The organism is Micromonospora sp. SD19 (assembly GCF_054462275.1).
The window spans coordinates 333,795-355,585 of sequence record NZ_JBTLMN010000006.1; the positions used below are offsets into that span (position 1 = coordinate 333,795).

At 72.3% G+C, this 21,791-nt stretch carries 17 protein-coding genes; 10 read left to right on the top strand and 7 right to left on the bottom strand.

The features are described from left to right. Positions 1–226: 226 nt before the first annotated feature. Positions 227–2,521, top strand: coding sequence for an alpha-1,4-glucan--maltose-1-phosphate maltosyltransferase (locus tag ACX27O_RS21650; RefSeq protein ID WP_458939975.1), 2,295 nt, complete (start codon positions 227–229; stop codon positions 2,519–2,521). Beyond that, a complete protein-coding gene (gene glgB, locus ACX27O_RS21655; RefSeq protein ID WP_458939976.1) occupies positions 2,509–4,611 on the top strand; it encodes a 1,4-alpha-glucan branching protein GlgB in 2,103 nt (700 codons plus the stop codon). Before ACX27O_RS21650 ends, glgB begins: the two co-directional genes overlap by 13 nt. A 13-nt stretch (positions 4,612–4,624) precedes the next feature. Here the strand turns inward: glgB and ACX27O_RS21660 are convergent, their stop codons facing one another. Continuing rightward, on the bottom strand, positions 4,625–5,665 hold the full coding sequence (locus ACX27O_RS21660; RefSeq protein ID WP_036412232.1) for an App1 family protein: 1,041 nt from the start codon (positions 5,663–5,665) through the stop codon (positions 4,625–4,627). Between the two features lie 172 nt (positions 5,666–5,837). On the opposite strand from ACX27O_RS21660, the gene ACX27O_RS21665 reads away from it, so the two are divergent. The 4 genes from ACX27O_RS21665 (at position 5,838) to ACX27O_RS21680 (ending at position 10,255) form a co-directional block, all read left to right on the top strand. Next, positions 5,838–7,523, top strand: a complete 1,686-nt coding sequence (locus ACX27O_RS21665) for an ArnT family glycosyltransferase (protein ID WP_458939977.1) — start codon at positions 5,838–5,840, stop codon at positions 7,521–7,523. A 64-nt stretch (positions 7,524–7,587) separates the two neighbouring features. Further along, the gene (yaaA, locus tag ACX27O_RS21670) at positions 7,588–8,385 is read left to right on the top strand and encodes a peroxide stress protein YaaA (protein ID WP_358137702.1); all 798 of its coding nucleotides are present in this window, start codon (positions 7,588–7,590) and stop codon (positions 8,383–8,385) included. A 107-nt stretch (positions 8,386–8,492) separates the two neighbouring features. Beyond that, positions 8,493–9,236 carry a hypothetical protein gene (locus tag ACX27O_RS21675; protein WP_245233724.1) on the top strand — a complete coding sequence of 248 codons (744 nt, stop codon included), beginning with the start codon at positions 8,493–8,495 and terminating at the stop codon, positions 9,234–9,236. Between the two features lie 71 nt (positions 9,237–9,307). Continuing rightward, positions 9,308–10,255: a TAXI family TRAP transporter solute-binding subunit gene (locus ACX27O_RS21680; protein WP_387221899.1), complete on the top strand. Its 948-nt coding sequence runs from the start codon at positions 9,308–9,310 to the stop codon at positions 10,253–10,255. Positions 10,256–10,264: 9 nt separating this feature from the next. On the opposite strand, the gene ACX27O_RS21685 is transcribed toward ACX27O_RS21680, so the two are convergent. The 3 genes from ACX27O_RS21685 to ACX27O_RS21695 form a co-directional block, all read right to left on the bottom strand. Continuing rightward, on the bottom strand, positions 10,265–11,710 hold the full coding sequence (locus ACX27O_RS21685; RefSeq protein ID WP_358130772.1) for a sensor histidine kinase: 1,446 nt from the start codon (positions 11,708–11,710) through the stop codon (positions 10,265–10,267). Between the two features lie 9 nt (positions 11,711–11,719). Further along, a complete protein-coding gene (locus ACX27O_RS21690; protein ID WP_030335802.1) occupies positions 11,720–12,376 on the bottom strand; it encodes a response regulator transcription factor in 657 nt (218 codons plus the stop codon). Positions 12,377–12,474: 98 nt separating this feature from the next. Next, positions 12,475–12,786 carry a hypothetical protein gene (locus ACX27O_RS21695; RefSeq protein WP_030335804.1) on the bottom strand — a complete coding sequence of 104 codons (312 nt, stop codon included), beginning with the start codon at positions 12,784–12,786 and terminating at the stop codon, positions 12,475–12,477. 113 nt (positions 12,787–12,899) lie between these two features. Here ACX27O_RS21695 and ACX27O_RS21700 point away from each other — a divergent pair, with 113 nt between their 5' ends. After that, a complete protein-coding gene (locus ACX27O_RS21700) occupies positions 12,900–13,238 on the top strand; it encodes a DUF952 domain-containing protein (protein ID WP_030335806.1) in 339 nt (112 codons plus the stop codon). Positions 13,239–13,360: 122 nt separating this feature from the next. Here the strand turns inward: ACX27O_RS21700 and ACX27O_RS21705 are convergent, their stop codons facing one another. The 3 genes from ACX27O_RS21705 to ACX27O_RS21715 all read right to left on the bottom strand — a co-directional run bounded on the left by ACX27O_RS21705 (position 13,361) and on the right by ACX27O_RS21715 (position 18,225). Next, on the bottom strand, positions 13,361–15,118 hold the full coding sequence (locus ACX27O_RS21705) for a CDP-glycerol glycerophosphotransferase family protein (RefSeq protein ID WP_357638637.1): 1,758 nt from the start codon (positions 15,116–15,118) through the stop codon (positions 13,361–13,363). Positions 15,119–15,346: 228 nt separating this feature from the next. Then, complete coding sequence (locus ACX27O_RS21710; RefSeq protein WP_458939978.1) at positions 15,347–17,461, bottom strand: DUF6077 domain-containing protein; 2,115 nt, start codon at positions 17,459–17,461, stop codon at positions 15,347–15,349. Between the two features lie 125 nt (positions 17,462–17,586). Then, entirely contained in the window at positions 17,587–18,225 is a 639-nt protein-coding gene (locus tag ACX27O_RS21715; RefSeq protein WP_210857973.1) for a TetR/AcrR family transcriptional regulator, read from the bottom strand. A gap of 180 nt (positions 18,226–18,405) precedes the next feature. Here ACX27O_RS21715 and ACX27O_RS21720 point away from each other — a divergent pair, with 180 nt between their 5' ends. From ACX27O_RS21720 to ACX27O_RS21730, 3 genes are all read left to right on the top strand, one after another. Beyond that, positions 18,406–19,299, top strand: a complete 894-nt coding sequence (locus ACX27O_RS21720) for an ABC transporter permease (protein ID WP_458939979.1) — start codon at positions 18,406–18,408, stop codon at positions 19,297–19,299. 34 nt (positions 19,300–19,333) lie between these two features. Beyond that, positions 19,334–20,110: an ABC transporter ATP-binding protein gene (locus ACX27O_RS21725; protein ID WP_036412239.1), complete on the top strand. Its 777-nt coding sequence runs from the start codon at positions 19,334–19,336 to the stop codon at positions 20,108–20,110. Positions 20,111–20,257: 147 nt separating this feature from the next. Beyond that, a complete protein-coding gene (locus tag ACX27O_RS21730; protein WP_458939980.1) occupies positions 20,258–21,775 on the top strand; it encodes a D-ribitol-5-phosphate cytidylyltransferase in 1,518 nt (505 codons plus the stop codon). Positions 21,776–21,791 lie beyond the last annotated feature (16 nt).

Sequence of the window (21,791 nt, forward strand, 5' to 3'; positions counted from 1 at the left end):
GCCGGAGGCTACGGCACCTCCGGCTCGGTGATCCCGTTCCGCCGCCGTCAAGATCACGCTGGAACCACGATCTAGTGGCATCGCCGAGGCTCCGACACCACTAGAACCAGGATTTTGCGCGATCTTGCGTCCTTCGGATCGTCGCGACACCTTCCGTGCACCGGGTGTGGGACAGAGCGGCACGCTTGGCCGCGCGCGAACGGATCTCGCGCAGTAGGTTGGCGGGGTGACTGGACGGTTCCCGATCGAAGACGTCTCCCCCGTCGTCTCCTGCGGGCGGTACCCGGCAAAGGCGGTGGTCGACGAACCGGTCCCGGTGTCGGCGCGCGCCTACCGGGAGGGGCACGACGCGCTGGGCTGCAACGTGGTGTGGGCCGGCCCGGACGGCGAGCGGCGGCCGTTCACCCGGATGCGCCCCGGCGAGCCGGGTCAGGACCGTTGGCACGCCACCATCTGCCCCGACGCCGTCGGCTCGTGGACCTTCTCCGTCGAGGCGTTCCAGGACCCGTACCTGACCTGGCAGAACGCGGTGACCAAGAAGGTCGCCGCCGGGCAGGGCCCGGAGGACCTGGCCAACGACCTGGCCGAAGGCGCTCGGGTACTCGCCGCCGCCCGCAGCCTCGTCCCGGCCGCCGACCGGCCCCGGGTCGCCGACGCGCTCACGGCGCTAGTCGACACCGACCTGCCGCTGCCGCAGCGGGTCGGGCCGGCTCTGGCCCTGGCCGACCTGCTCTGGGAGCACCCGGTGCGAGAACTGGTCACCGCCGGTGACACGTACTCGATCTGGGTTGACCGCAAGCGGGCGCTCTACTCGGCCTGGTACGAGTTCTTCCCCCGCTCCGAAGGGGCGGTGGGCGGCCGGTCCGGCACCTTCGCGACCGCCACCGAACGGCTGGCGGGTGTCGCCGCGATGGGCTTCGACGTGCTCTACCTGCCGCCGATCCACCCGATCGGCCGCATCAACCGCAAGGGCCGCAACAACGCGCTCACCGCCGGCCCGACCGACGTGGGCTCGCCGTGGGCGATCGGCGCCGCCGAGGGCGGCCACGACACGATCCACCCCGACCTGGGTACGCCGGCGGACTTCCGAGCCTTCATCCAGGCGGCTGCCGCACAGGGCCTGGAGGTGGCGATGGACCTGGCGTTGCAGTGCGCGCCCGACCACCCGTGGGTCACCGAGCACCCGGAGTGGTTCACCACCCGGGCCGACGGCAGCATCGCGTACGCGGAGAACCCGCCGAAGAAGTACCAGGACATCTACCCGGTCAACTTCGACAACGACCCCGAGGGCATCCGGGCCGAGGTGCTGCGGGTGGTGCTGCACTGGGTCGGTGAGGGCATCCGGATCTTCCGGGTGGACAACCCGCACACCAAGCCGTTCGACTTCTGGCACTGGCTGATCGCCGAGGTGAAGACTGTCGACCCGGACGTGCTGTTCCTGGCCGAGGCGTTCACCCGGCCGGCGATCATGCACGGCCTCGGCAAGATCGGCTTCACCCAGTCGTACACCTATTTCACCTGGCGCACGACGGCCGCGCAGATGCGGGAGTACTGCGAGGAGCTGATCGAAGCGGCCGACTACATGCGGCCGAACTTCTGGCCGAACACCCCGGACATCCTGCACGAGTCGTTGCAGCACGGCGGCCCGCCGATGTTCAAGATCCGGGCGGTGCTGGCCGCCCTGCTCTCCCCCTCCTGGGGCCTCTACGCCGGTTACGAGCTGTTCGAGCACGTGGCCCGGCCGGGCGCCGAGGAGTACCTGGACAACGAGAAGTACGAGCTGCGCCCCCGCGACTGGGCCGCCGCCGAGGCGCAGGGCCGCTCGCTGGCGCCGTTCCTGACCACCCTCAACCGGGTACGCCGGGACAACCCGGCCCTGCACCAGCTGCGCAACCTGCGGTTCCACGAGATCGACAACCCGGCGCTGCTGTGCTGGTCGAAGCACGACCCGGAGACCGGCAACACGGTCATCGTGATCTGCTCGTTCGACCCGCGCGAGGTGCAGTGGGGCAACACCACCCTCGACATGCCGGCGCTCGGCTTCGACTGGCACGAGCGCTTCGCGGTGTACGACGAGCTGACCGGCACCAGCTACGACTGGGGTCAACGCAACGCGGTACGCCTCGACCCGTACCTGCAACCCGCGCACGTGTTGACGGTGCGTCGCCCGACCCCGCCGGTCGCGCCGCCGCTGGCGGGCGCCGAACCGGCGGACCTCACCGTCGCCGACGTGCCGGACGACCTGTCCGGCGGCACCGCCCCGGTGGCCCCGGCCACCGAACCGTCGCCCCCCGCCACCGCGCCATCGGCCCCCGCCACCGCCCCGGTGGCCCCGGCCACCGAACCGTCTCCCCCCGCCACCGCGCCATCGGCCCCAACCGCCGCTCCGGGGCCCCCGGCCAGCGTGGCGGCGACGCCGGCCACCCTGGCGTCCCGGGCGGCGGCCCGTGCGGCCGCCACCCGCCCGTCCCGTTCCGCGCCGACCGCTCCCGCCCCGAAGGACGACCGATGGACCAGCTGATCTCCGGCGCGACGCACGACCCGCACGCGTTGCTCGGCGCGCACCCCGCCGACTCGTCGACGACGATCCGCACCATGCGCCGGGGCGCCGGGGACGTGATGCTGCTCGTCGGCGACGAGCGGCACCCGATGAAGCGGGTCCACGACGTGGGCGTCTTCGAGGCGCAGGTCGACGGCGTCGTGCTCGACTACCGGGTGGAGGTCGACGGCACCGCGCACGACGACCCGTACCGCTACCCGCCGACCCTCGGCGACCTGGACCTGCACCTGATCCGCGAGGGCCGGCACGAGCGACTGTGGGAGGCGCTCGGCGCCCGGGTGTTCGACGAGGGCGTGGCGTTCAGCGTCTGGGCGCCCAACGCCCAGGGCGTGCGGGTGGTCGGCGACTTCACCGGCTGGGGCGCCGACGACGGCTGGCCGATGCGCTCGCTCGGCTCCAGCGGGGTGTGGGAGCTGTTCGTCCCCAACGCGCGGGTCGGGGCCCGTTACAAGTACCGGGTGCTCGGCGCCGACGGGCAGTGGCGGGACAAGGCCGACCCCCTCGCCGCGTACGCCGAGGTGCCACCGGCCACCGCCTCGGTGGTGCACCACTCGACGTACCGGTGGAACGACGCGGACTGGTTGGCCCGGCGGGCCGAACGGCAGCCGCACCAGGAGCCGATGAGCGTCTACGAGGTGCACCTCGGCTCGTGGCGGCCCGGCCTGGGCTACCGCGAGCTGGCCGAGCAGCTCACCGCGTACGTCACCGAGCTGGGCTTCACCCACGTGGAGTTCCTGCCGGTGATGGAGCACCCGTTCGGCGGTTCCTGGGGTTACCAGGTGACCGGCTACTACGCGCCGACCTCCCGGTTCGGCGACCCGGACGACTTCCGGTACCTGGTGGACCAACTGCACGCCGCCGGCATCGGCGTCCTGCTGGACTGGGTGCCCGCGCACTTCCCCAAGGACGAGTGGGCCCTCGCCCGGTTCGACGGCACCCCGCTCTACGAGCACCCCGACCCGCGGCGCGGCGAGCACCCCGACTGGGGCACGTACGTCTTCGACTTCGGCCGCAACGAGGTCCGCAACTTCCTGGTCGCCAACGCGCTCTACTGGTGCGACCAGTTCCACGTCGACGGGCTGCGGGTCGACGCGGTCGCCTCGATGCTCTACCTGGACTACTCCCGCAACCACGGCGAGTGGGCCCCCAACCAGTACGGCGGCCGGGAGAACCTGGAGGCCATCGCCTTCCTTCAGGAGGTCAACGCCACCGTCTACAAGCACCACGCCGGCGTCGTCATGATCGCCGAGGAGTCCACCGCCTGGCCGGGGGTCACCCGACCCACCGCCGAGGGCGGGCTCGGCTTCGGGTTCAAGTGGAACATGGGCTGGATGCACGACACCCTGCTCTACACCTCGAAGGACCCGATCTACCGCCAGCACCACCACCACCAGCTCACCTTCTCCCTGGCGTACGCCTGGAGCGAGAACTACGTGCTGCCGATCAGCCACGACGAGGTGGTGCACGGCAAGGGCTCACTGGCCGGCAAGATGCCCGGCGACACCTGGCAGCGGCTGGCGAACGTGCGGGCGCTGCTGGCGTACATGTGGGCGCACCCCGGCAAGCAACTGCTCTTCATGGGCTCCGAGCTGGCCGACGACCGGGAGTGGAGCGAGGAACGCGGCCTCGACTGGTACCTGCTGCACGACCCGGCCCGCGCCGGCGTGCAACGCCTCGTCGGTGACCTCAACCGGATCTACCGGGACACCCCGGCGCTCTGGGCACAGGACACCGAGCCGACTGGCTTCCGCTGGATCGCCGGTGACGACGTCGCCAACAACACCGTGTCGTTCATCCGGATCGCCCCGGACGGCTCGACGCTGGTCTGCGTGGCGAACTTTTCCGCCCAGCCGCTGCACGACTATCGGATCGGCCTGCCGGCCGGTGGCACCTGGACCGAGGTGCTCAACACCGACGCCCACCACTACGGCGGGTCCGGGGTGGGCAACCTGGGTGAGGTGCGGGCCGAGGACGTGCCGTGGCACGGGATGGTCGCGTCAGCGGCCCTCCAGGTGCCGCCGTTGGGTGCGATCTGGCTCCGCCAAAGCTGATGCGACCCGCCGGTCAGACCAGGCCGGCGTCGCGGAGCAACTGCCACAGGCCGGCGCCGTCCGGGGCGGAGAGCCACTTCTGCCCCACCGGCCCCGACGAGGGGCGGCCGGCCGGGGCGGGCAGGCTACCGGCCAGCACCGACTGGGTCGGGGAGAGTCGGCGGATCGCCACCCCGGCGACGTTCTCCGGGTGGGCGGCGGCGAACTCGCGGTAGATCTCCTGATCGTGCTGGCCGTCGTCGCCGACGAGCAGCCAGCGCACGTCGGGGAACTCCTTGGCCAGCCGGGCCAGGGTGCTGCGCTTGTGTTCCATGCCGCTGCGGAACCAGCGGTCGGCGGTCGGCCCCCAGTCGGTGAGCAGCAGCGGCCCGGCCGGGTAGAGGTGTCGGGACAGGAAGCGGGTCAACGTGGGCGCCACGTTCCACGCGCCGGTGGAGAGGTAGAAGACCGGGGCGCCGGGATGCGCGGTGACCAGCCGTTCGTAGAGCACCGCCATGCCGGGCACGGCGTTGCGCGCGTGCTCGTCGAGCACGAACGTGTTCCAGGCGGCGAGCAGCGGTCGGGGCAGCGCGGTCACCATCACCGTGTCGTCGATGTCGGAGAGGATGCCGAACTTGACGTCCGGGTCGAGGATGCGCACCGGCGCGTCGACCGGTTCGGCGTCCGGGACGCTGAGCCGGACCGTGCCCCAACCGGGCGGCAGGTCGGCCTCGACAAGCGTGTCGACGAAGCCGCTGCGGTCGGCCCGCGTCTCGTGGCACACCCCGCCGGCCTCGATGGTCACCGTGACGTGCTTGGCGGGCAGTGTGGTGAAGCTGCGCCAGCCGCGGACCTTGTCCAGCCGACCCCGCTGGCGGGTGTCCGGACGGCCCAGCAGGACCCGACACATCACCCGCACCCACCCCGGCGCGCCGTAACCGGTGTACGCGACGATGTTGATCCGCCAGCCGGTGCGCCGCAGCCGACGCTCGACGAGCTGGTGCACGGCGTCCTCGATCCGCGCGGCCCGGTGCAGGTTCGGTACGGCCAGCTGGCCGGCGGGAGTGGGTGGCACGCGCCAACCCTGCCACACGTCGGCAGTCACGGCCACGCGAGCCGTCCCCGGCCGCACCGGCCCCGCCAGCCCCGGCCGCACCGGCCCCGCCAGCCCCGGCTGCGCCGATCCACCTCGGCGGCCCGGCCGGACGTGAAACACTCCGGTCGGGACGACGACGGGGGCGTTGGTCGTGTCGCATCCAGAGCAGCACCGCGGGCGATGGCGTCCGCGACTCGACCGGCCGGCGCTCGTCGCGCTGCTGTTCGGGGTCACCGGTGTCGTCTACCGGCTGATTCTGACGCTCTTCACCGTGCCGGTGTCGAACAGCGACGAGGCGACCTTCGGTCTCGCCGCGCTGCACATCGCCCAAGGCCGGGAACGCCCGATCTTCCTCTACGGCCAGCACTACATGGGGGTGTTGGAGTCGTACCTGGCCGCTCCCCTGGTGGCGGTGTTCGGGCCGAGCTGGCCGGTGCTGCGGCTGCCGATGCTCGTGCTGTACGCGGTCTTCCTCTATCTGATCCACCGGTTGACCCGCCGGCTCTGCACACCGTGGTTCGCCGCCTTCGTGGTGGGTCTGCTCGCGCTCGGGCCGGAACGGGTGGTGCGCGACCAGCTCACCGTCGTCGGTGGGCGGCCGGAGGTGAAGCCGGCGGTGCTGCTGATGCTGCTGATCACCGTGGGGCTGGCCGTCGGCACGGTTCACCGCCGACGCCTCGCGATCGGGCTGTTCGGGCTGCTCGTCGGGCTGTCGGTCTGGTCGGACTGGTTGATCCTGCCGTACCTCGCCGTGGCCGGGCTGGCCCTGCTCTGGGCGGTACGGCGGGAGCTGCTCGGCTGGTCCGGGCTGCTGCTGGTGGCGGGGGCGGTCGTCGGGGTGGCCCCGATGATCGTCGACAACCTGCGGGCCGGGCCCGGTGAGGACTCGTTGTCGGTGTTCCGGGAGGTCAGCACCAAGACCGGGCCGCAGCCACCGTGGTCCGACCGGATCCGGGGTGGCCTGCTGGAGGGGGTGCCGCTGGCGCACGGGCTCTGCCCGGTGGACGGCTGCGGACGCTGGCAACAGTGGTTCGGCGTGCTGTACCCGGTGCTGCTGGTGGCCGGCGCGGCACTCGCGGTGCTCGCGTACCGTCGCGCGGCCGCAACTCCGGGTAGGGAGCGGGTCGAACGCGCCGGTGTCGCGTCCGCGGGTGCAGAGCAAAGGCCCGGAGGGTTGCGTGCAGAGCGGGTCGGGCCGGTCGTGCAGCTCGCGCTGATCGCCGGAGCGGCGTTGACACTGCTGTCGTACGTGCGCAGCCCGCTCGCCGCGACCAGCCCACTGGACAACGCCCGCTACCTGTCGGTGCTGCAACTGTCGCTGCCGGCGGTGCTCTGGCCGCTCTGGGTGGCGGCGCTGACCGCCTGGCGGGGCACCAGCAGCGTGCTGGGCCGGATCGCCGGCGCGCTGTCCGCCGCCGTGTTGGCCGCGCTGACAGTGACCACGCTGGTGATCACCGTGCTCTTCGCGGCCACCGGCACCGCGGCGTCGCGGACCGAGGAGCGCCAGGCCCGGGAGTTGGCCGCCGCGCTGCGCGCCGACGGGCCCCACGAGGTGTACGGGGACTACTGGACCTGCAACCGGTTGATCTTCAACACGGACGAGTCGGTGGTCTGCGGGGTGCTCGACGCCGACCTGTCCCCCGGGCAGAACCGCTACCGGCCGTACTGGCGGCAGGTGGGGCGAGCCGAGCGGCCGGGCTACGTGGTGGAGGCCGGCTCGCCGATGGACCGGCGGTTGCGGAGGCTGCTCGCCGACCGGGGTGACGCCACGCCGGTGCGGGAGGTCGGCGGCTATCGCGTGTACCACCCCGACACCCCGGTGCGGCCCTGGCGGTAGGGGCTGGTCGTACGCTGGCCGGGCCGGCGCGTGGGGCGCCGCGTTTCGCCCGTCGAGGAGACCCATGCTCATCCTGCTGCCGCCCTCGGAGGGGAAGGCCGACGCCGGCACCGGACGGCGCTGGACCCCGGACCGGCTGTCGCTGCCCGAGCTGAACCCGGCCCGCGTGCGGGTGCTGGACGCCCTGGTGGCGCTGAGCGCCGGGCCGGACGAGCAGGCGGCGCGGTCGGCACTCGGCCTCAGCGAGGGTCAACGCGGCGAACTGCGGCGCAACGCCCGACTGCGAGAGGCGGCCACCGCCCCGGCCGAGCGGCTCTACACCGGGGTGCTCTACGAGGCGCTGGACCTGGCCTCCCTGCCGGCCGCGGCGCAACGGGCGGCCCGCCGGTCGATCCTGATCAGCTCCGGCCTGTGGGGCGCGGTACGGCTGGCCGACCGGATCCCGCCGTACCGCTGCCCGATCGGCGCCCGACTGCCCGAGGTCGGCGCGCTGTCGGCGTACTGGCGCAGGGAGCTGACGCCGGCGGTGGACGGGGCTGCCGGGCGGGGCCCGGTGCTGGACCTGCGCTCCGGTGCGTACGCGGCCACCTGGACGCCGCGCGGAGAGCTGGCCGAGCGCACCGTCACCGTGCGGGTTCTGCACGAGCGGGAGGTCGACGGGGTGCCGGTCCGCTCGGTGGTCAGCCACTTCAACAAGGCCACCAAGGGGCGGCTGGTCCGCGACCTCCTCGTCGCCGGCGCCCGGCCGCGTACCGCGGCGGAGCTGGTGGGCACCCTGCGGGAGTTGAAGCACACGGTGTTGGAGCAGGGCACCGCCGCGGGCCGGGTACGGCAGGTGGATGTGGTCGTCACCGACCTGTAGCGGGCACGGCAGCCGCAAGATTTGCTCAAGGCTCGGCCGGAGCGGTTCCGTAACGGCGTGACAGGGGCCACGGTAAGGCGACCCAGACTCCGACAAGGGAGCCTCCGTTGACCCGCGAACCCGCCCTGCTCGACCGGCCCCACCCCTCGACGTCCCCGGCCCCGCTGGGTTGGTTGACACTGGGCGACGCGTTCGAGGCCGCCTGCCTGCAACGGTGCACACCGCCGCCGACCGCCGCCCGACCGAGCGCGGTACGGGCCGAGCACACCCCCGGGGTGGAGTTCAATCGGGAGGACGCCGCGCAGCGCATGCGGCAACTGCTCGCCCGGCTGGACATCCCGGTCACCCACGAGGTTGCCGTCGGCGGCCTGCGGCGCCGCTACGAGTTGCACCGGCTGTGGGTGCCCCGGGAGCACCAGGGCGCGTACACCCGGATGTTGGACGCGGGCTGGTGGCAGGGGCGGCGCGAGCTGCTCGGCGGGCCGCTGCCCGGCGCCTCGCCGGCCCGGCGGCGGTTGGTGACCCGGCTGGCGGAGGCGGCCTGGCGCTCGGCGCTGCTGGCCGCCGGGCGGCACGTCCGCCGGCACATCCTCGGTGTCCGGCTCACCGACCGGGAGTTGGCAGCGGTGCTCATCCGGGGCGCGGCCGTGCTCGACGTGCCGGCCCGGCTCCGCCCCGGCACCGGTTGCTTCCTGGTCAGCGTGGCCGACGGCCCGGACCGGCAGCGGATCCTGCGCAGCGCGGCGTTGGAGCCGGCGCGCGCACCGATGGCGGCACCCGGGACGGCGACAGCACGCGGGATGAACCCGGCGCGTGCTGTCGGTGCGCCGGCGGGTCGCGCCGCCTGCTGATCGGTGCCGGCGTCCGGACGTCGCCCGACCCGGGCTTGCGCGCACCGGCACGACGGCGCACAGTGCACCGCGTGAGTCGTACCTCGTCCAGCCGCACCGGCCTGGCCGCCCTGTGGACGGTGCTGCTGATCGCGAACCTCGCGGTCGCCAGCTGCCGGGACGCCCCGACCCCGCCGACGTCGATCCGGATCGCCACCGGCAGCCCCACCGCTGTCTACTACGCGTTCGGGCAGTCCCTGGCGGCCATCCTCAACCGGGAACTGCCCGACGTCCGGGCGAGCGTGGTGGTCACCGCCGCCTCGGCGGAGAACGTCCAGCTCGTCGGCTCCGGCGGGGCCGAGCTGGGCTTCACCCAGGCCGACGTGCTGCCCACCAGCACGACGGGAAGCCCCGCGGTCGCCGCCGTCGCCCGGGTGTACGACGACCAACTGCACCTGGTCACCACGAGCGGTGGCCCGGTCCGCACTGTCGCCGACCTGCGCGGCCGGCGCGTCTCCGTCGGCGCGCCCGGCTCGGGCACCGAGATCACCGCGACCCGGCTGTTGGAGGTGGCCCGCCTCGGTGGCGGCGAGGTGCACCGCGAGCGGCTCGGTCTGGACGACTCGGTGAAGGCGCTGCGTTCCGGGCGGATCGACGCGTTCTTCTTCTCCGGAGGCCTGCCGGTGCGGGGCATTGAGGAGTTGGCCGACGCCAGCGCCATCCGGATCGTGGACCTCAGCGAGTGGACCGAGCCGCTGCGCTCGCGCTACGGCCAGGTCTACGTCTCCCGGGACATCCCCCGCTCGGTGTACGGGGTGGACGCGGTGACCACTGTCGCCAACCCGAACTACCTGATCGTCCGGGCCGGGCTGCCGGAACCGTTGGTCCGTGAGGTGACCCGGCTGCTGATGGACCGCCGCGCCGAGCTGGCCGCCGCGCATCCGGCGGCGGGACGGATGAGCCCCCGCTCGGCGATCGTCACCGCGCCGCTGCCGCTGCACCCGGGCGCCGCCGCGTGGTACCGCGCCACCAAACCGTGACGGCCGGGCTCAGCGCGCCGGGCTGGGCCGCAGGTCGGTGGCCGGTTCCTCCTGCGCCGGTTCCTCCTCCGCCGGCTCCACGCTGAGGACCGGCGCCGGGAACCACAGGGCGGCGACCAGCCCCCGCGACTCCCCCGGGCGCATGGTGAGCCGCCCGTCGGAAGCGTCGACCAGCACTGCCGCGATGGTCAGGCCCAGCCCTGCGCCGTCCACGTTCTGCGCGTCCGGGGCCCGCCAGAACCGCTCGGTCGCCTGGCCGAGCTGACTCTCGGTCATGCCGGGGCCGGAGTCGCGAACCTCCAGCGCCACCCCGCCGTCGCGGCGGGCCACCGTCACCGTCACCGCCCCACCCGCCCCGCTGAACTTCACCGCGTTGTCGATGAGCGCGTCCAACGCCTGGTCGACGGCGGTCGGCACGGTCTGGGCGTACGCCGGGGCGTCGGTGGTGGCCAGCCGCAACGCGACCGACCGGTGCCGGGCCAGCGGCGCCCACGCGGCCACCCGGGAGGCGGCCACCGCGGCGGCGTCCACGGTGACGCGCTCGTTCTCCTCCCGTTCGGCCCTGGCGAGGGTGAGCAGCGCGTCGAGCACCAACGCGAGCCGGTCGGTCTCCTCCAGGGCCAGCCGGTGCTCGGACCGACCGTCCTCGTCGGTGAGGCTGGGCCCCAGCTCCTCCACCCGTAGCCGCAGCGCGGTGAGCGGGTTGCGCAGTTGGTGGCTGGCGTGCGCGACGAAGGCGCGCTGCCGGTCCATCACGTCGGAGACCACGTCGGCCATGTGGTTGAAGCTGGCTGCGAGGCGGCGCAGCTCCGGCGGCCCCAGCCGGTGCTGCACCCGGGCGCCCCGGTCGCCTTCGGCGATCTCGTGCGTGACCGCGTCCAGTTCGGTGACCGGGCGCAGCACCCAACCGGCCAGCCCGAACGCGGTGAGCACACAGGCCAGCACGGCGAGCAGGCCGGCCAGCGCGAGCAGCAGCCACCACGCGACGACAGCTCGGCGGATCGGGTCGGCCGGGGTCACGATCACCACCGCGCCGAGCACCTCACCGCCGTCGTTGATCGGTACCGCCACCACCACCGGGTCGGTCGTCCAGGGCCAGACCGACTCGGGGGCGCTGGTCTGCTGCCCGGACAGCGCGACGTCCAGGACCGTGGCGGTGCCCGGGGTGGGCTGCCACCGGGGCGACGAGACCGGGGTGTTCCGGTCCCGGTCGACGATCGCCGCGCTGATCGAGTACAGGTCGTCGTAGCTGGTCAGCTCCGACTCGATCGGGCCGGGCCCGCCGTCGCGCAACGCCGGCCCGGCCAGCGAGGCGAACCGGGTGGCGTCGGCGAGCCGGTCGGCACGGACCCGTTCGGTCTCCCGGCTGGCCATGGTGGCGGCCAGCGGGGTCTCCAACGCGATGAGGACGAGGACCATCAGCAGCAGATAGCTGATCACCAGGCGGCGACGCACGTCAGCTCCTCACGCGTCGCGCAGCCGGTAACCGACGCCGCGCACGGTCTCCACCAGGCGGGCGTCGCCGAGCTTGCCGCGCAGCGACCCGACGTGCACCTCGACGGTGTGCCGGTCGGCCCAGGTGGTGCCCCAGGCGTCGAGCAGGATCCGGTCGCGGGGCACCGCCACCCCGGGTTGGCGGGCCAGCGAGAGCAGCACGTCGAACTCCTTGCGGGTCAACGTGACGACCCGCCCGTCGACGGTGACCGTCCGCGCGGCCACGTCGATGCGTACCGGACCGGCCTCGATGAGGTGCCGCTCGGGGGCGGCGTTCGCGGCGCGGCGCAGCACCGCCTCGATCCGGGCCTGCAACTCCACCATCGAGAACGGCTTGACCACGTAGTCGTCCGCGCCGAGGCGCAGACCCAGCACCCGGTCCCGTTCCTCACCCCGGGCGGTCACCGCGATGATGCCGAGTTGACTGCTGCGCCGACGCAGCTCCCGGCACAGGTCGGTGCCGTCCCCGTCGGGCAGGGTCAGGTCGAGCAGCACCAGGTCGCACGGGGCGGCGGAGAGCGCGGCGGCGACGGTGGCCGCGTGCTCGACCTCGTACCCCCGGCGGGTGAGGGCGGAGGACAGCGCAGCGGCCACCCGGCGGTCGTCCTCCACCAGCAGGATTCGCACCCGTGCCCCCGTCCGTCGCAGCGCTTGTTCTGCGAATGGTGGCAGAAGCGCGCGCGGACCGGGAGGCCGCCCGCCCGCGCCGGGCGGCGACCCACGCCCTAAAGGCCGAAGACGTCCTCGGCGGTGGCGTCCCGGACGCCGTCGGTGAATCCGCGGAAACCGGGGTCCTCGTGGCTGGCCGGCACGCTGGTGACGGTGACCCCGCTGGCCTGGGTGACAGCGTCGACCAGCGGCGGGTAGTCGATCTCGGCATCGTCGAAGGCGTCGTCGTCCGCCTCGGCCAGGTTGATCACGTGCTGTACGTCGTCGGACGGAGTGTCCGGGTCCTCGGCCCACTCGCCGCCGGCCCGGTAGCACTCGTCGTACAGTGCCCGCTGGCTGTCGGTCCAGTCATCGTCGTAGCTCTGCATCGCCCATCCCTCCGCGGCCTCTGACCTGAGCATGCCCGGCGGGAGGCGGCGGGCGCGGCGGTACCGGCGAAAACCGGGCGAGCGCGCCGACGGTCGCCCCGTACGCTGCTGTGGTGATCTACAAACTGCTGTCGAGCGCGGAGTGGGACGACGCTCTCGCCGTCGGCGCCTTCGCCGGCTCCGCCGTGGACCGGCAGGACGGTTTCATCCACCTCTCCGCCGGCGACCAGGTGGTGGAGACGGCACGGCGACACTTCGCCGGTGCCACCGGGTTGACCCTGCTCAGCGTCGAGGAGGAGCGACTGGGCGACGCGCTGCGGTGGGAGCCGTCGCGCGGCGGTCAGCTGTTCCCGCACGTGTACGGCTCGCTGCCGGTCACCGCGGTGGTGGCGGCGCGGGCGCTGCCGGTGGACCTTCCGGTCCCCGACGCGGTGGCCGCCCTGCTGGGCTGACCCGAACGTGGGCTAACCCGCACGCACGCCGACCCGCACCCACGCCGACGCGAACCCACGCTGACGCGAACGCGCCCGGCCCGACGGTGTCGGGCCGGGCGCGCTGCCGTACTGACAACAGCTCAGTGACAGAGCCGGTCGATCTCCTGCTGGAAACGGTCCATCGGGTTCGCCTCGGCGGGGCCGAGCAGGTAGGTCTTCAGCTCCCGGCGGGCCTCGGTCATCGGGTCGTCGCCGGCCCGGGTGACCGTCACGATCTTCTCCAGCTCACCGCAGTCCTTGGAGAGCAGGTACGCGGCCCGAGCCGTCGGGTACTCGCGGCGGAAGTCGTCCTCCGAGAGGCCGGCCGGGTTGGCCACCACGTACGGCCGCTGGCTCTGCACGAAGTCAGACACCACACTGGACACGTCGCTGATCAGCAGGTCGGTCTGGTTGAAGCAGTCGAACAGCGCCGGCGTGCGGCCGGTGACCACCAGGTGCGCGGTGCCGTCCAACGAGGACGCGTCGGCGTCGCCCCCGGCAGTGCGGATCGCGGCGACGATCCGCTCGTGCACCGCCCTCGCCGCCTTGGACCGCGACCCGGTGAGCGGGTGCGGCTTGTAGATCAGGCGCAGCCGTGGGTTCGTGGCCAGCAGCCCCTTGACGATCCGCTCACCCATCAGCACCAGCGAGGTGTGGTACGGGTCGTCGTCGAGCCAACCCTCCCAGGTGGGCGCGTAGAGCACCGTGAACGGCCGGTCCACCGACTCGGCGCCGAAGGTGTGCACCCCGGCGAGCTGCGGCCGGCCGATCTCGACGATGTCCGAGTCGAGGACCCCCACACCGGCTCGCGCGTAACGCTCCCGACCGGCGAGGCCGGCGACCCAGACCTCGTCGTACACCTTGCTGTAGGGGTTGACGCTGGCCTGCTTGTCGCTGTCGCCGTGCCCGACGAAGACGTGCTTCGTACCCGGCTCGCGGAGCATGTGGATGTTCGCGCCGACGTTGGCGGCGTAGAGCGCCGCGCGGACGCCGCCGAGGTCGAGGTTCATGAAGTCGACACCGGCCGGTACGCAGATCACCGGCAGCCGGGTGTCGGCCAGCTCCAGGAACGCCTCCCGGCTGCGCATCAGCACCACCGCGCGCTGCTGGAGCGCCTCGGTCGGGGCGAGCCACATGTTGGCCTGGTAGACGTCCTTGGCCGGGCCGGCGAAGTAGAGCGCCACCTCCGGCCGGTAGTTGTCCAGCCACCGCTGGACCGCCGGCAGCAGCGGACCCTGTCCCGCGCCCCGACCCCGCAGCCAGGTCAGCGCGATGATGGCGCCCACCAGACCGGTCGCCACGACCGCCACCGCACCGGCCACGAAGAACGGCGTCGGGTCGTGTTGCACCGCGGCGGCCACACCGGCCGGCACCAGCAGCAGGTTGAGCAGGGGCATCCGGTCACCGGCGACCGCCGCCGCCCAGGCGGGCGGCGTGGGCGCGCTGGACAGTGGACCCAGCTCGATGTTGCGCACCATGGCGGAGATCGGGTTACGACGCTCGATCATGGTGGAGAACGCGCCGGCGAAGACCGACACGACCCACACCGCGGCCGGCAGTACGAGCAGCAGGGTCAGTTCGCCGCCGCTGAGCCGCACCTCGGCGGCGACCAGCAGCACGGCGGCGAGGTCCCGCGTCAACTGCCGGTACGACCAGTGCAGGCCCACCTTCTCCAACAGCAGCTGCGACGGCGGTGACCAGCGGGCGACGGCGAACTCGCCGATGATGGCGGCCAACCCGGCGACGGCGAACAGGCCGACCCAACCGAATACGCCAGCGACGAGCATGACCAGGTAGGCCAGTACCAGTAGCGCACTCTGGGCGGCCACTCCGAGGCGTCCTGTCAACGTGCCGAACAAGCGAGTTCGCTCCCTACGAGATTTCGTTGCGGGCGGTGCCCGTGATGGACCGACGTCACTCCCCCGTCGCGCAGTGGCTCAGTCGCGGCCCGCTGCGTGTGACTGCGACCTTAACGCGAGCGGACAGCTCGGTGTCGCTCGGGTATCCGGCACCATTTCGGGCAAAATTCCGGCCCGGGACGCGCCCGACCCCCGCACGGGGTCGGGCGCGTGGGGTGGGCGCAGCGGTCAGCCGGCCCGCCGGAAGCAGGTCATCCCGCCGGGGCTCGGGCGCTTGGCGAACTCCTGGTAGCCCAGCTTCGACGCGGTGTCGCGGGCGTACCGGTTGCCGTTGTAGACGCAGATGGTGCCCACGTCCAGGCGGTCCAGGGCCGGCGTCAGCTCGGCCGGCGTCGGGCTGGCGGTGCCGTCGGCGAACTCGGACAGCAACAGTCGGTCCTTGGCGAACTGGGAGTTGAGGTCGTATTCGACGAGGTAGAAGTCACGGGGCAGGACGACCCGGACCTCGCTGGTGACGATCGGCGTCGTACGCATGATCGTCTTCGGGGCGAGCAGCAGACCCTCCGGGCGGTCCAGACCCTTGATCCAGAACGCGATCGCCTGACGCTGCTGCGGGAGCTTCCAGGTGGGGCGGGGGTGCACCTCGACCCAGCTCTTCGACGACCACATCGGGGTGGCGAACAGCGCGAACGACGCGACCAGCAACACCGCGATCCCACCGGACGCGGCCCGGCGCAGCGCCCGGCTCGGTGCCGGCACACGCACGGTGCAGAGCAGACCGATCAGCGTCGGCAGGGCGAGCAGCCACGGCACCCGCCACAACACCACCGAGATGCCGCTCAACGCGCTGAGCACCTCCAGCACGCCGGGCACGAACAACACGCTCAACGCCAGGGCGGCGCCGGCGGCGAGCAGCGCGGGCGTACGGCGGCGGGCGAGCAACGCGCCGCACCACAGCGCGAGACCGCTGATGACCCCGACCACGCCGAACAGCAGGGTCCGCCGGTAGGTGTACGCCGCGTCGAAGAAGGCGTCGTCCGCGCCGGTCGCGGTCATCCCGCCGAGCACCAGGCGGGAGACCACCAGCGAGCCGATCGGGTACGCGAGGGCGGCGACCGCCGCCACGACGGCCGCCTTCCAGCGGCCGACCAGCAGCATGGCGAAGCCGGCGGCGCCGACGAGCATCGGCAGGATGATCGCCGCGGTGTTGGTGAGCCCGATCGCGGTGATCGAGAGCGCCACGATGAGCACCAGGCTGCGCCGCGACCGGGTGTCGAACCACTCGGTCAGGTAGAGCCACATCAGCGGAATGACCGCCGAGACGAACATGCCCTTGCCCTCGTGCAGCCGGAGCAGGTGGAACGTGCCCAGTGCGGCATCGTCACCGGCGACGAGGTACAGGTACGCGATCGCCACGGTGAAGGCGAGCAGCACACGGCGCGGGGCCCACCGGTGCGTCAACCGCCACAGCGCCAGCGCGGCGAGCACCGCCATGATCGGCAGCAGCACGTACCAGAGGGCCGAACTGGCGTGGATGCCGACGACGTTGGCGAACGCGCCGTCGAAGACCTCGATCGATGGGATGGGCGGCTGCGAGCCCATGGCCGGCAGCACGTTCTCGGAGAAGAGGAAGTCGTTGAGCGGGATCAGGTCACGCTCGGCGATCCACACCGACTTGCCGACGTAGTAGACGTCGTCGGGGGTGTTGCGGGCCATGAAGAACGAGGAGATGCCGACCAGTACCGAGACGACCAGCGCGTACGCCGACTGCGACGCGGTGGGCGCCGGGGCGGCCGGGGCGGGCACCGGGCCGCGCAGCCACGCCTGGCGTACCAGCAGGAGCCCGCCGACGGCCGCGAGCAGGCCGGCGACGGCCGGAATCCACCAGGTGAGGTCGATGCTGGTACCGGCCGCACCGGCGGAGACGGCGGCCACCACGGCGGCGACCAGAACGCCGATCAGCAGGCGACGGTCGGTGGCGGGCCGCGCACCGTCAGGCTCCTCCGGAACCGCCGGGGCGCTGTCGGTCGGGGCGCTGTCGGTCCGGGCGCCGGCGCGGCGGCGGGCGCGCAGCACGGCCACCACCGCGAGCACCACACAGGCCACCAGCCAGATCCGGAAGATCACCGACGGACGCAGGTCCCCCAGGAAGGCCAGGTGGTAGAGCACTGTGAAGAGGGCGAACGCGATCACGGCGCCATCGGTGAGCACCGCCGGGGCGTGGGCCACCAGCGCGCCTACCCGGGACAGCCCCCGAGCGCGGGACGGTCGGGGTGCCTGCCCGCTCCGGGGCGTCGGATCCGGTTCGGCGGGCGCTACGGCGATGCTGTCGACGTTGGCCACGGGCGTCCTTACTCGTCAGACGGATGAGGGGCCTCGGCACGGTGATGGCCGGGTGTCAAGGGGGCAGCGTAGCGGAATCGGGCAGAGCGACCGCTGCTGCCGGCGACCGAGTGTCGGGGTGCTGGTCAGTCCGATCTCGGGGCCGCCCGGGGGCGGGGCAGAACGTTGTCGGCGCCGAGCCCGGCCGCCACGGACTCGACCAGGTTGTCGAGGTAGCCGTCGGTGAGCGGGAGCCGGGCGATGGCGAGCCGCCAGTAGAGCGGCCCCACGATGAGGTCGACGGCGGCGTCCAGGTCGGTGTCGTCGGGCAGCTCACCACGCTGTACGGCCCGGGTGACCAGGCGACCGCCGATCTCCTGCTGCCGGGTGTGCAGCACCTGACGCAGGGTCGCGTCGATGGTGGGGTTGCGGGCGGCCTCGGCCAGCAGGTCCGGGATGATCTGCGACGCCAGTGGGTGCCGCAGCGCGTGCGCCACCACCTGGAACAGCAGCGCGAGGTCACCGCGCAGCGTGCCGGTGTCCAGCGCGGGGAGCTTGCCGTGGGCCGCGGCGGCGACGATCTCCAGCACCAGGTCGAGCTTCGAGCTCCACCGTCGGTAGATCGCCGTCTTGCTGACGCCGGCCCGGCGGGCCACCGCCTCGATGGAGAGCCGGCCGTAGCCGACAGCGGCGAGCTCCTGCATCAGCGCGCGGCGGATCGCCGTGGTGATCTCGTCGCGCAGCACCGCCGCGCCGGCCGGTGCCCGCCTCTTCTCGGTGGTCATCGAGGGCTCTTATCGCAGGTCACGGCGCACAGCCTAGCGCAACGACGGTACGGTTGCGTCCCGACGTGTTTCGGACTACTGTCCTGGCAGCGACGAGGCGGCGCCCCGCGCAAATTTCCCACTAGGATGCGATCGTCGCGAGCAACCCCCGTCTGCACGAAAGATCGGAGCGCCATTTCCATGGCCACCACCGCGCTGGTCGACCCCGACACGGGCCTGACCCAGGCGCAGCTGGCCGCTCGGCACGGGCTCCGGGTCGCCGGTGAGCGCCCCAGCCTCGTCGAGTACAGCCGCCGACTATGGGCCTACCGGCACTTCATCGCCGCGTACGCCAATGCCAAGCTCGTCGCCTCGTACAGCAACGCCAAGCTGGGTCAGCTCTGGCAGGTGCTCACCCCGCTGACCAACGCGGCGGTCTACTACCTGATCTTCGGGGTGGTGCTGGACCAGAGGAGCATCCCGAACTTCATCGCCTACCTGACCACCGGGCTGTTCATCTTCAACTTCACCCAGAGCGCCGTCCTGGCCGGCACCCAGTCGATCAGCAGCAACCTGGGGCTGATCCGGGCCCTGCACTTCCCCCGGGCCAGCCTGCCGCTGTCCACCACGATCACGCAGTTCCAGCAACTGCTGGCCTCGATGGTGGTGCTCGTCGGCATCGTGCTGGTCACCGGCGAACCGCTCACCTGGGAGTGGTTCCTGTTGGTGCCGGCCCTGCTGCTGCAGGCGGTGTTCAACGCCGGCGTGGTGCTGCTGGTGGCCCGGCTGGGCTCCAAGTCCAGCGACCTGAAGCAGGTCATGCCGTTCATCATGCGCACCTGGATGTACGGCTCCGGCGTCCTCTACAGCGTCAGCCTCTTCGAGCGGCTGCCCGGCTGGGCGACGACGCTGGTGCAGTTCAACCCGCTCCTGGTCTACATCGAGCTGGCACGGTACGCGCTGCTTGAGGAGGCACCGCTGCTCAACGAGTCGCTGACCCAGCTCTGGCTGGTCGGCGCCGGTTGGGCGCTGGTGGCCGGCATCGGCGGTTTCTTCTACTTCTGGCGCGGCGAACAGGAGTACGGCCGTGGTTGAGCACTTCAACGCCCACACCGAGGCGAACGCGACGATGACCCGGACGCAGGAACGCATCCCGACAGTGGTCGTGGACGACGCGCACATCATCTACCGGGTGCACCAGGGCGCCGCCGGTGGCACCACGCCGGTGGCCGCGCTGCGCCGGCTGGTCAAGCGCACCCACGCGCCGAACGTCCGGGAGGTGCACGCGGTCAAGGGCATCTCCTTCACCGCGTACCGGGGCGAGGCGATCGGGCTGATCGGCAGCAACGGCTCCGGCAAGTCCACCATCCTGCGGGCCATCGCCGGCCTGCTGCCGGTCAACCGGGGCGCCATCCACACCCAGGGGCAGCCGTCGCTGCTGGGCGTCAACGCCGCCCTGCTCAACGACCTCTCCGGGGAGCGCAACGTCGTTCTCGGGTGCCTGGCCATGGGCATGCATCCCGATGACGTGGCCAAGCAGGCCGCGGGGATCATCGACTTCTCCGGGATCAACGAGCGGGGTGACTTCGCCAGCCTGCCGATGCGGACGTACTCGTCCGGCATGGCGGCCCGGCTGCGGTTCTCCATCGCCGCCGCCAAGAAGCACGACGTGCTGCTCATCGACGAGGCGCTCGCCACCGGCGACAAGGGCTTCCGCAAGCGCAGCGAGCAGCGGGTGCGGGAGCTGCGCGAGGGCGCGGGAACGGTGTTCCTGGTCAGCCACCAGCTCTCCTCCGTACGGGACACCTGCGAACGGACGATCTGGCTGGAATCGGGCGTCATCCGGATGGACGGCCCCACCGACGAGGTCATCCGGGCATACGAGGCGTACGCGAACAGCAAGTAGAGTTCCGCGAACGTCCGGCATCGACATGGCACCCCCGAGGACCGCGTCGCCCGCGTTGGGGCGGCGCGGTCCGCGCGTTAAGGTTCATTCCGTCGCCGCTCGGGCGGAACCTTCCGTTAACGCATCCCTGAGAGTGAGGATCCGGCAATGACGCAGGACCAGACCACTGGCCCGGACGCCGAAGCGGAGAACCCGACGCCGTGGCGCCCCTCACGGACAGTGGCGGTGGTTCTCGCCGGAGGCACCGGGACCCGGCTGGGCCTCGGCATCCCGAAGCAGCTGCTGAAGATCGCCGGTAAGCCGATCATCGAGCACACCCTTGCGGTCTTCGAGGCGGCACCGGAGATCGACGAGATCATCGTGCTGATGGCCAGCGGCCACGTCGAGGACGCCCGGCAGATCGTCGAGAAGGCCGGCCTGCGCAAGGTCACCAAGGTGATCGAGGGTGGCGACACCCGCAACGCCACCACCCGGATCGCGCTGGACGCGGTCGGCCCGGCGGACTGCAACATCCTCTTCCACGACGCGGTACGTCCGCTGCTCAGCGGCCGGATCGTGCGCGAGTGCGTCAACGCGCTCTGGAGCTACGCCGCCGTGGACGTGGCCATCCCCTCCGCGGACACGATCATCCAGGTCGACGACAACGACTGCATCACCGACATCCCGACGCGTTCCCGCCTGCGCCGTGGCCAGACCCCGCAGGCGTTCCGTTCCCCCACCATCCGCGAGGCGTACCGGATCGCCGAGGGTGACCCGGACTTCGCCGCCACCGACGACTGTGGCGTGGTGCTGCGCTACCTGCCCGGCACCCCGATCAAGGTGATCGACGGTTCCGACGAGAACATCAAGGTCACCCACCCGGTCGACGTGCACCTGGCGGACAAGCTCTTCCAGCTCGCCGCCGCGCAGGCACCACGGCTCACCGACCACCGCAGCTACGCCGAGGAGCTGACCGGCCGCACCATCGTGGTGTTCGGCGGCAGCTACGGCATCGGTCACGAGCTGGCCGAGCTGGCCCGCCGCTACGGCGCGCAGGTCTTCCCGTTCAGCCGCTCCACCACCGGCACCCACGTCGAGCGCGCCGAGGACGTCGAGGCCGCGCTGACGACCGCCTTCGAGGCCACCGGCCGGATCGACCACGTGGTGGTCACCGCCGGGATCCTGGAGCGGGGCGCCCTCGCCGAGATGGACGAGGAGACGATGGACCGGGTGCTCCAGGTCAACTTCGTCGGCCCGGTGACCATCGCCCGGCAGTCCCTGCCGTACCTCCAGCAGACCAAGGGTCAGCTGCTGCTCTACACCTCCAGCTCCTACACCCGGGGCCGGGCCCGCTACGCGCTCTACTCGGCCACCAAGGCCGCCCTGGTCAACCTCACCCAGGCGCTCGCCGACGAGTGGGCCGACGTGGGCGTCCGGGTCAACTGCATCAACCCGGAGCGCACCGCCACCCCGATGCGGACCCGGGCCTTCGGCGAGGAGCCGGAGCACACCCTGCTCGCCGCCGAGGCCGTCGCCCAGTCGTCGCTGGACGTGCTGATCTCCGACCTGACCGGTCAGGTCATCGACGTACGCCGGGCGCCCGGTGACGGGCCCACGCCGAACGTGCCGGCCCAGGCCGGGTCGGGTCCTCTCGAGGCACCGGCCGGCGCGACGTCCGCGAACTGACGCCGGCGGCGGCGGA

What these genes read in the sequence shown, in the direction of transcription:
- glgB (WP_458939976.1), top strand. Translation starts at nt 2,509, where the DNA reads ATGGACCAGCTGATCTCCGGCGCGACGCACGACCCGCACGCGTTGCTC.
- yaaA (WP_358137702.1), top strand. Translation starts at nt 7,588, where the DNA reads ATGCTCATCCTGCTGCCGCCCTCGGAGGGGAAGGCCGACGCCGGCACC.
- ACX27O_RS21695 (WP_030335804.1), bottom strand. Translation starts at nt 12,786, where the DNA reads ATGCAGAGCTACGACGATGACTGGACCGACAGCCAGCGGGCACTGTAC.
- ACX27O_RS21715 (WP_210857973.1), bottom strand. Translation starts at nt 18,225, where the DNA reads ATGACCACCGAGAAGAGGCGGGCACCGGCCGGCGCGGCGGTGCTGCGC.
- ACX27O_RS21720 (WP_458939979.1), top strand. Translation starts at nt 18,406, where the DNA reads ATGGCCACCACCGCGCTGGTCGACCCCGACACGGGCCTGACCCAGGCG.
- ACX27O_RS21725 (WP_036412239.1), top strand. Translation starts at nt 19,334, where the DNA reads ATGACCCGGACGCAGGAACGCATCCCGACAGTGGTCGTGGACGACGCG.
- ACX27O_RS21730 (WP_458939980.1), top strand. Translation starts at nt 20,258, where the DNA reads ATGACGCAGGACCAGACCACTGGCCCGGACGCCGAAGCGGAGAACCCG.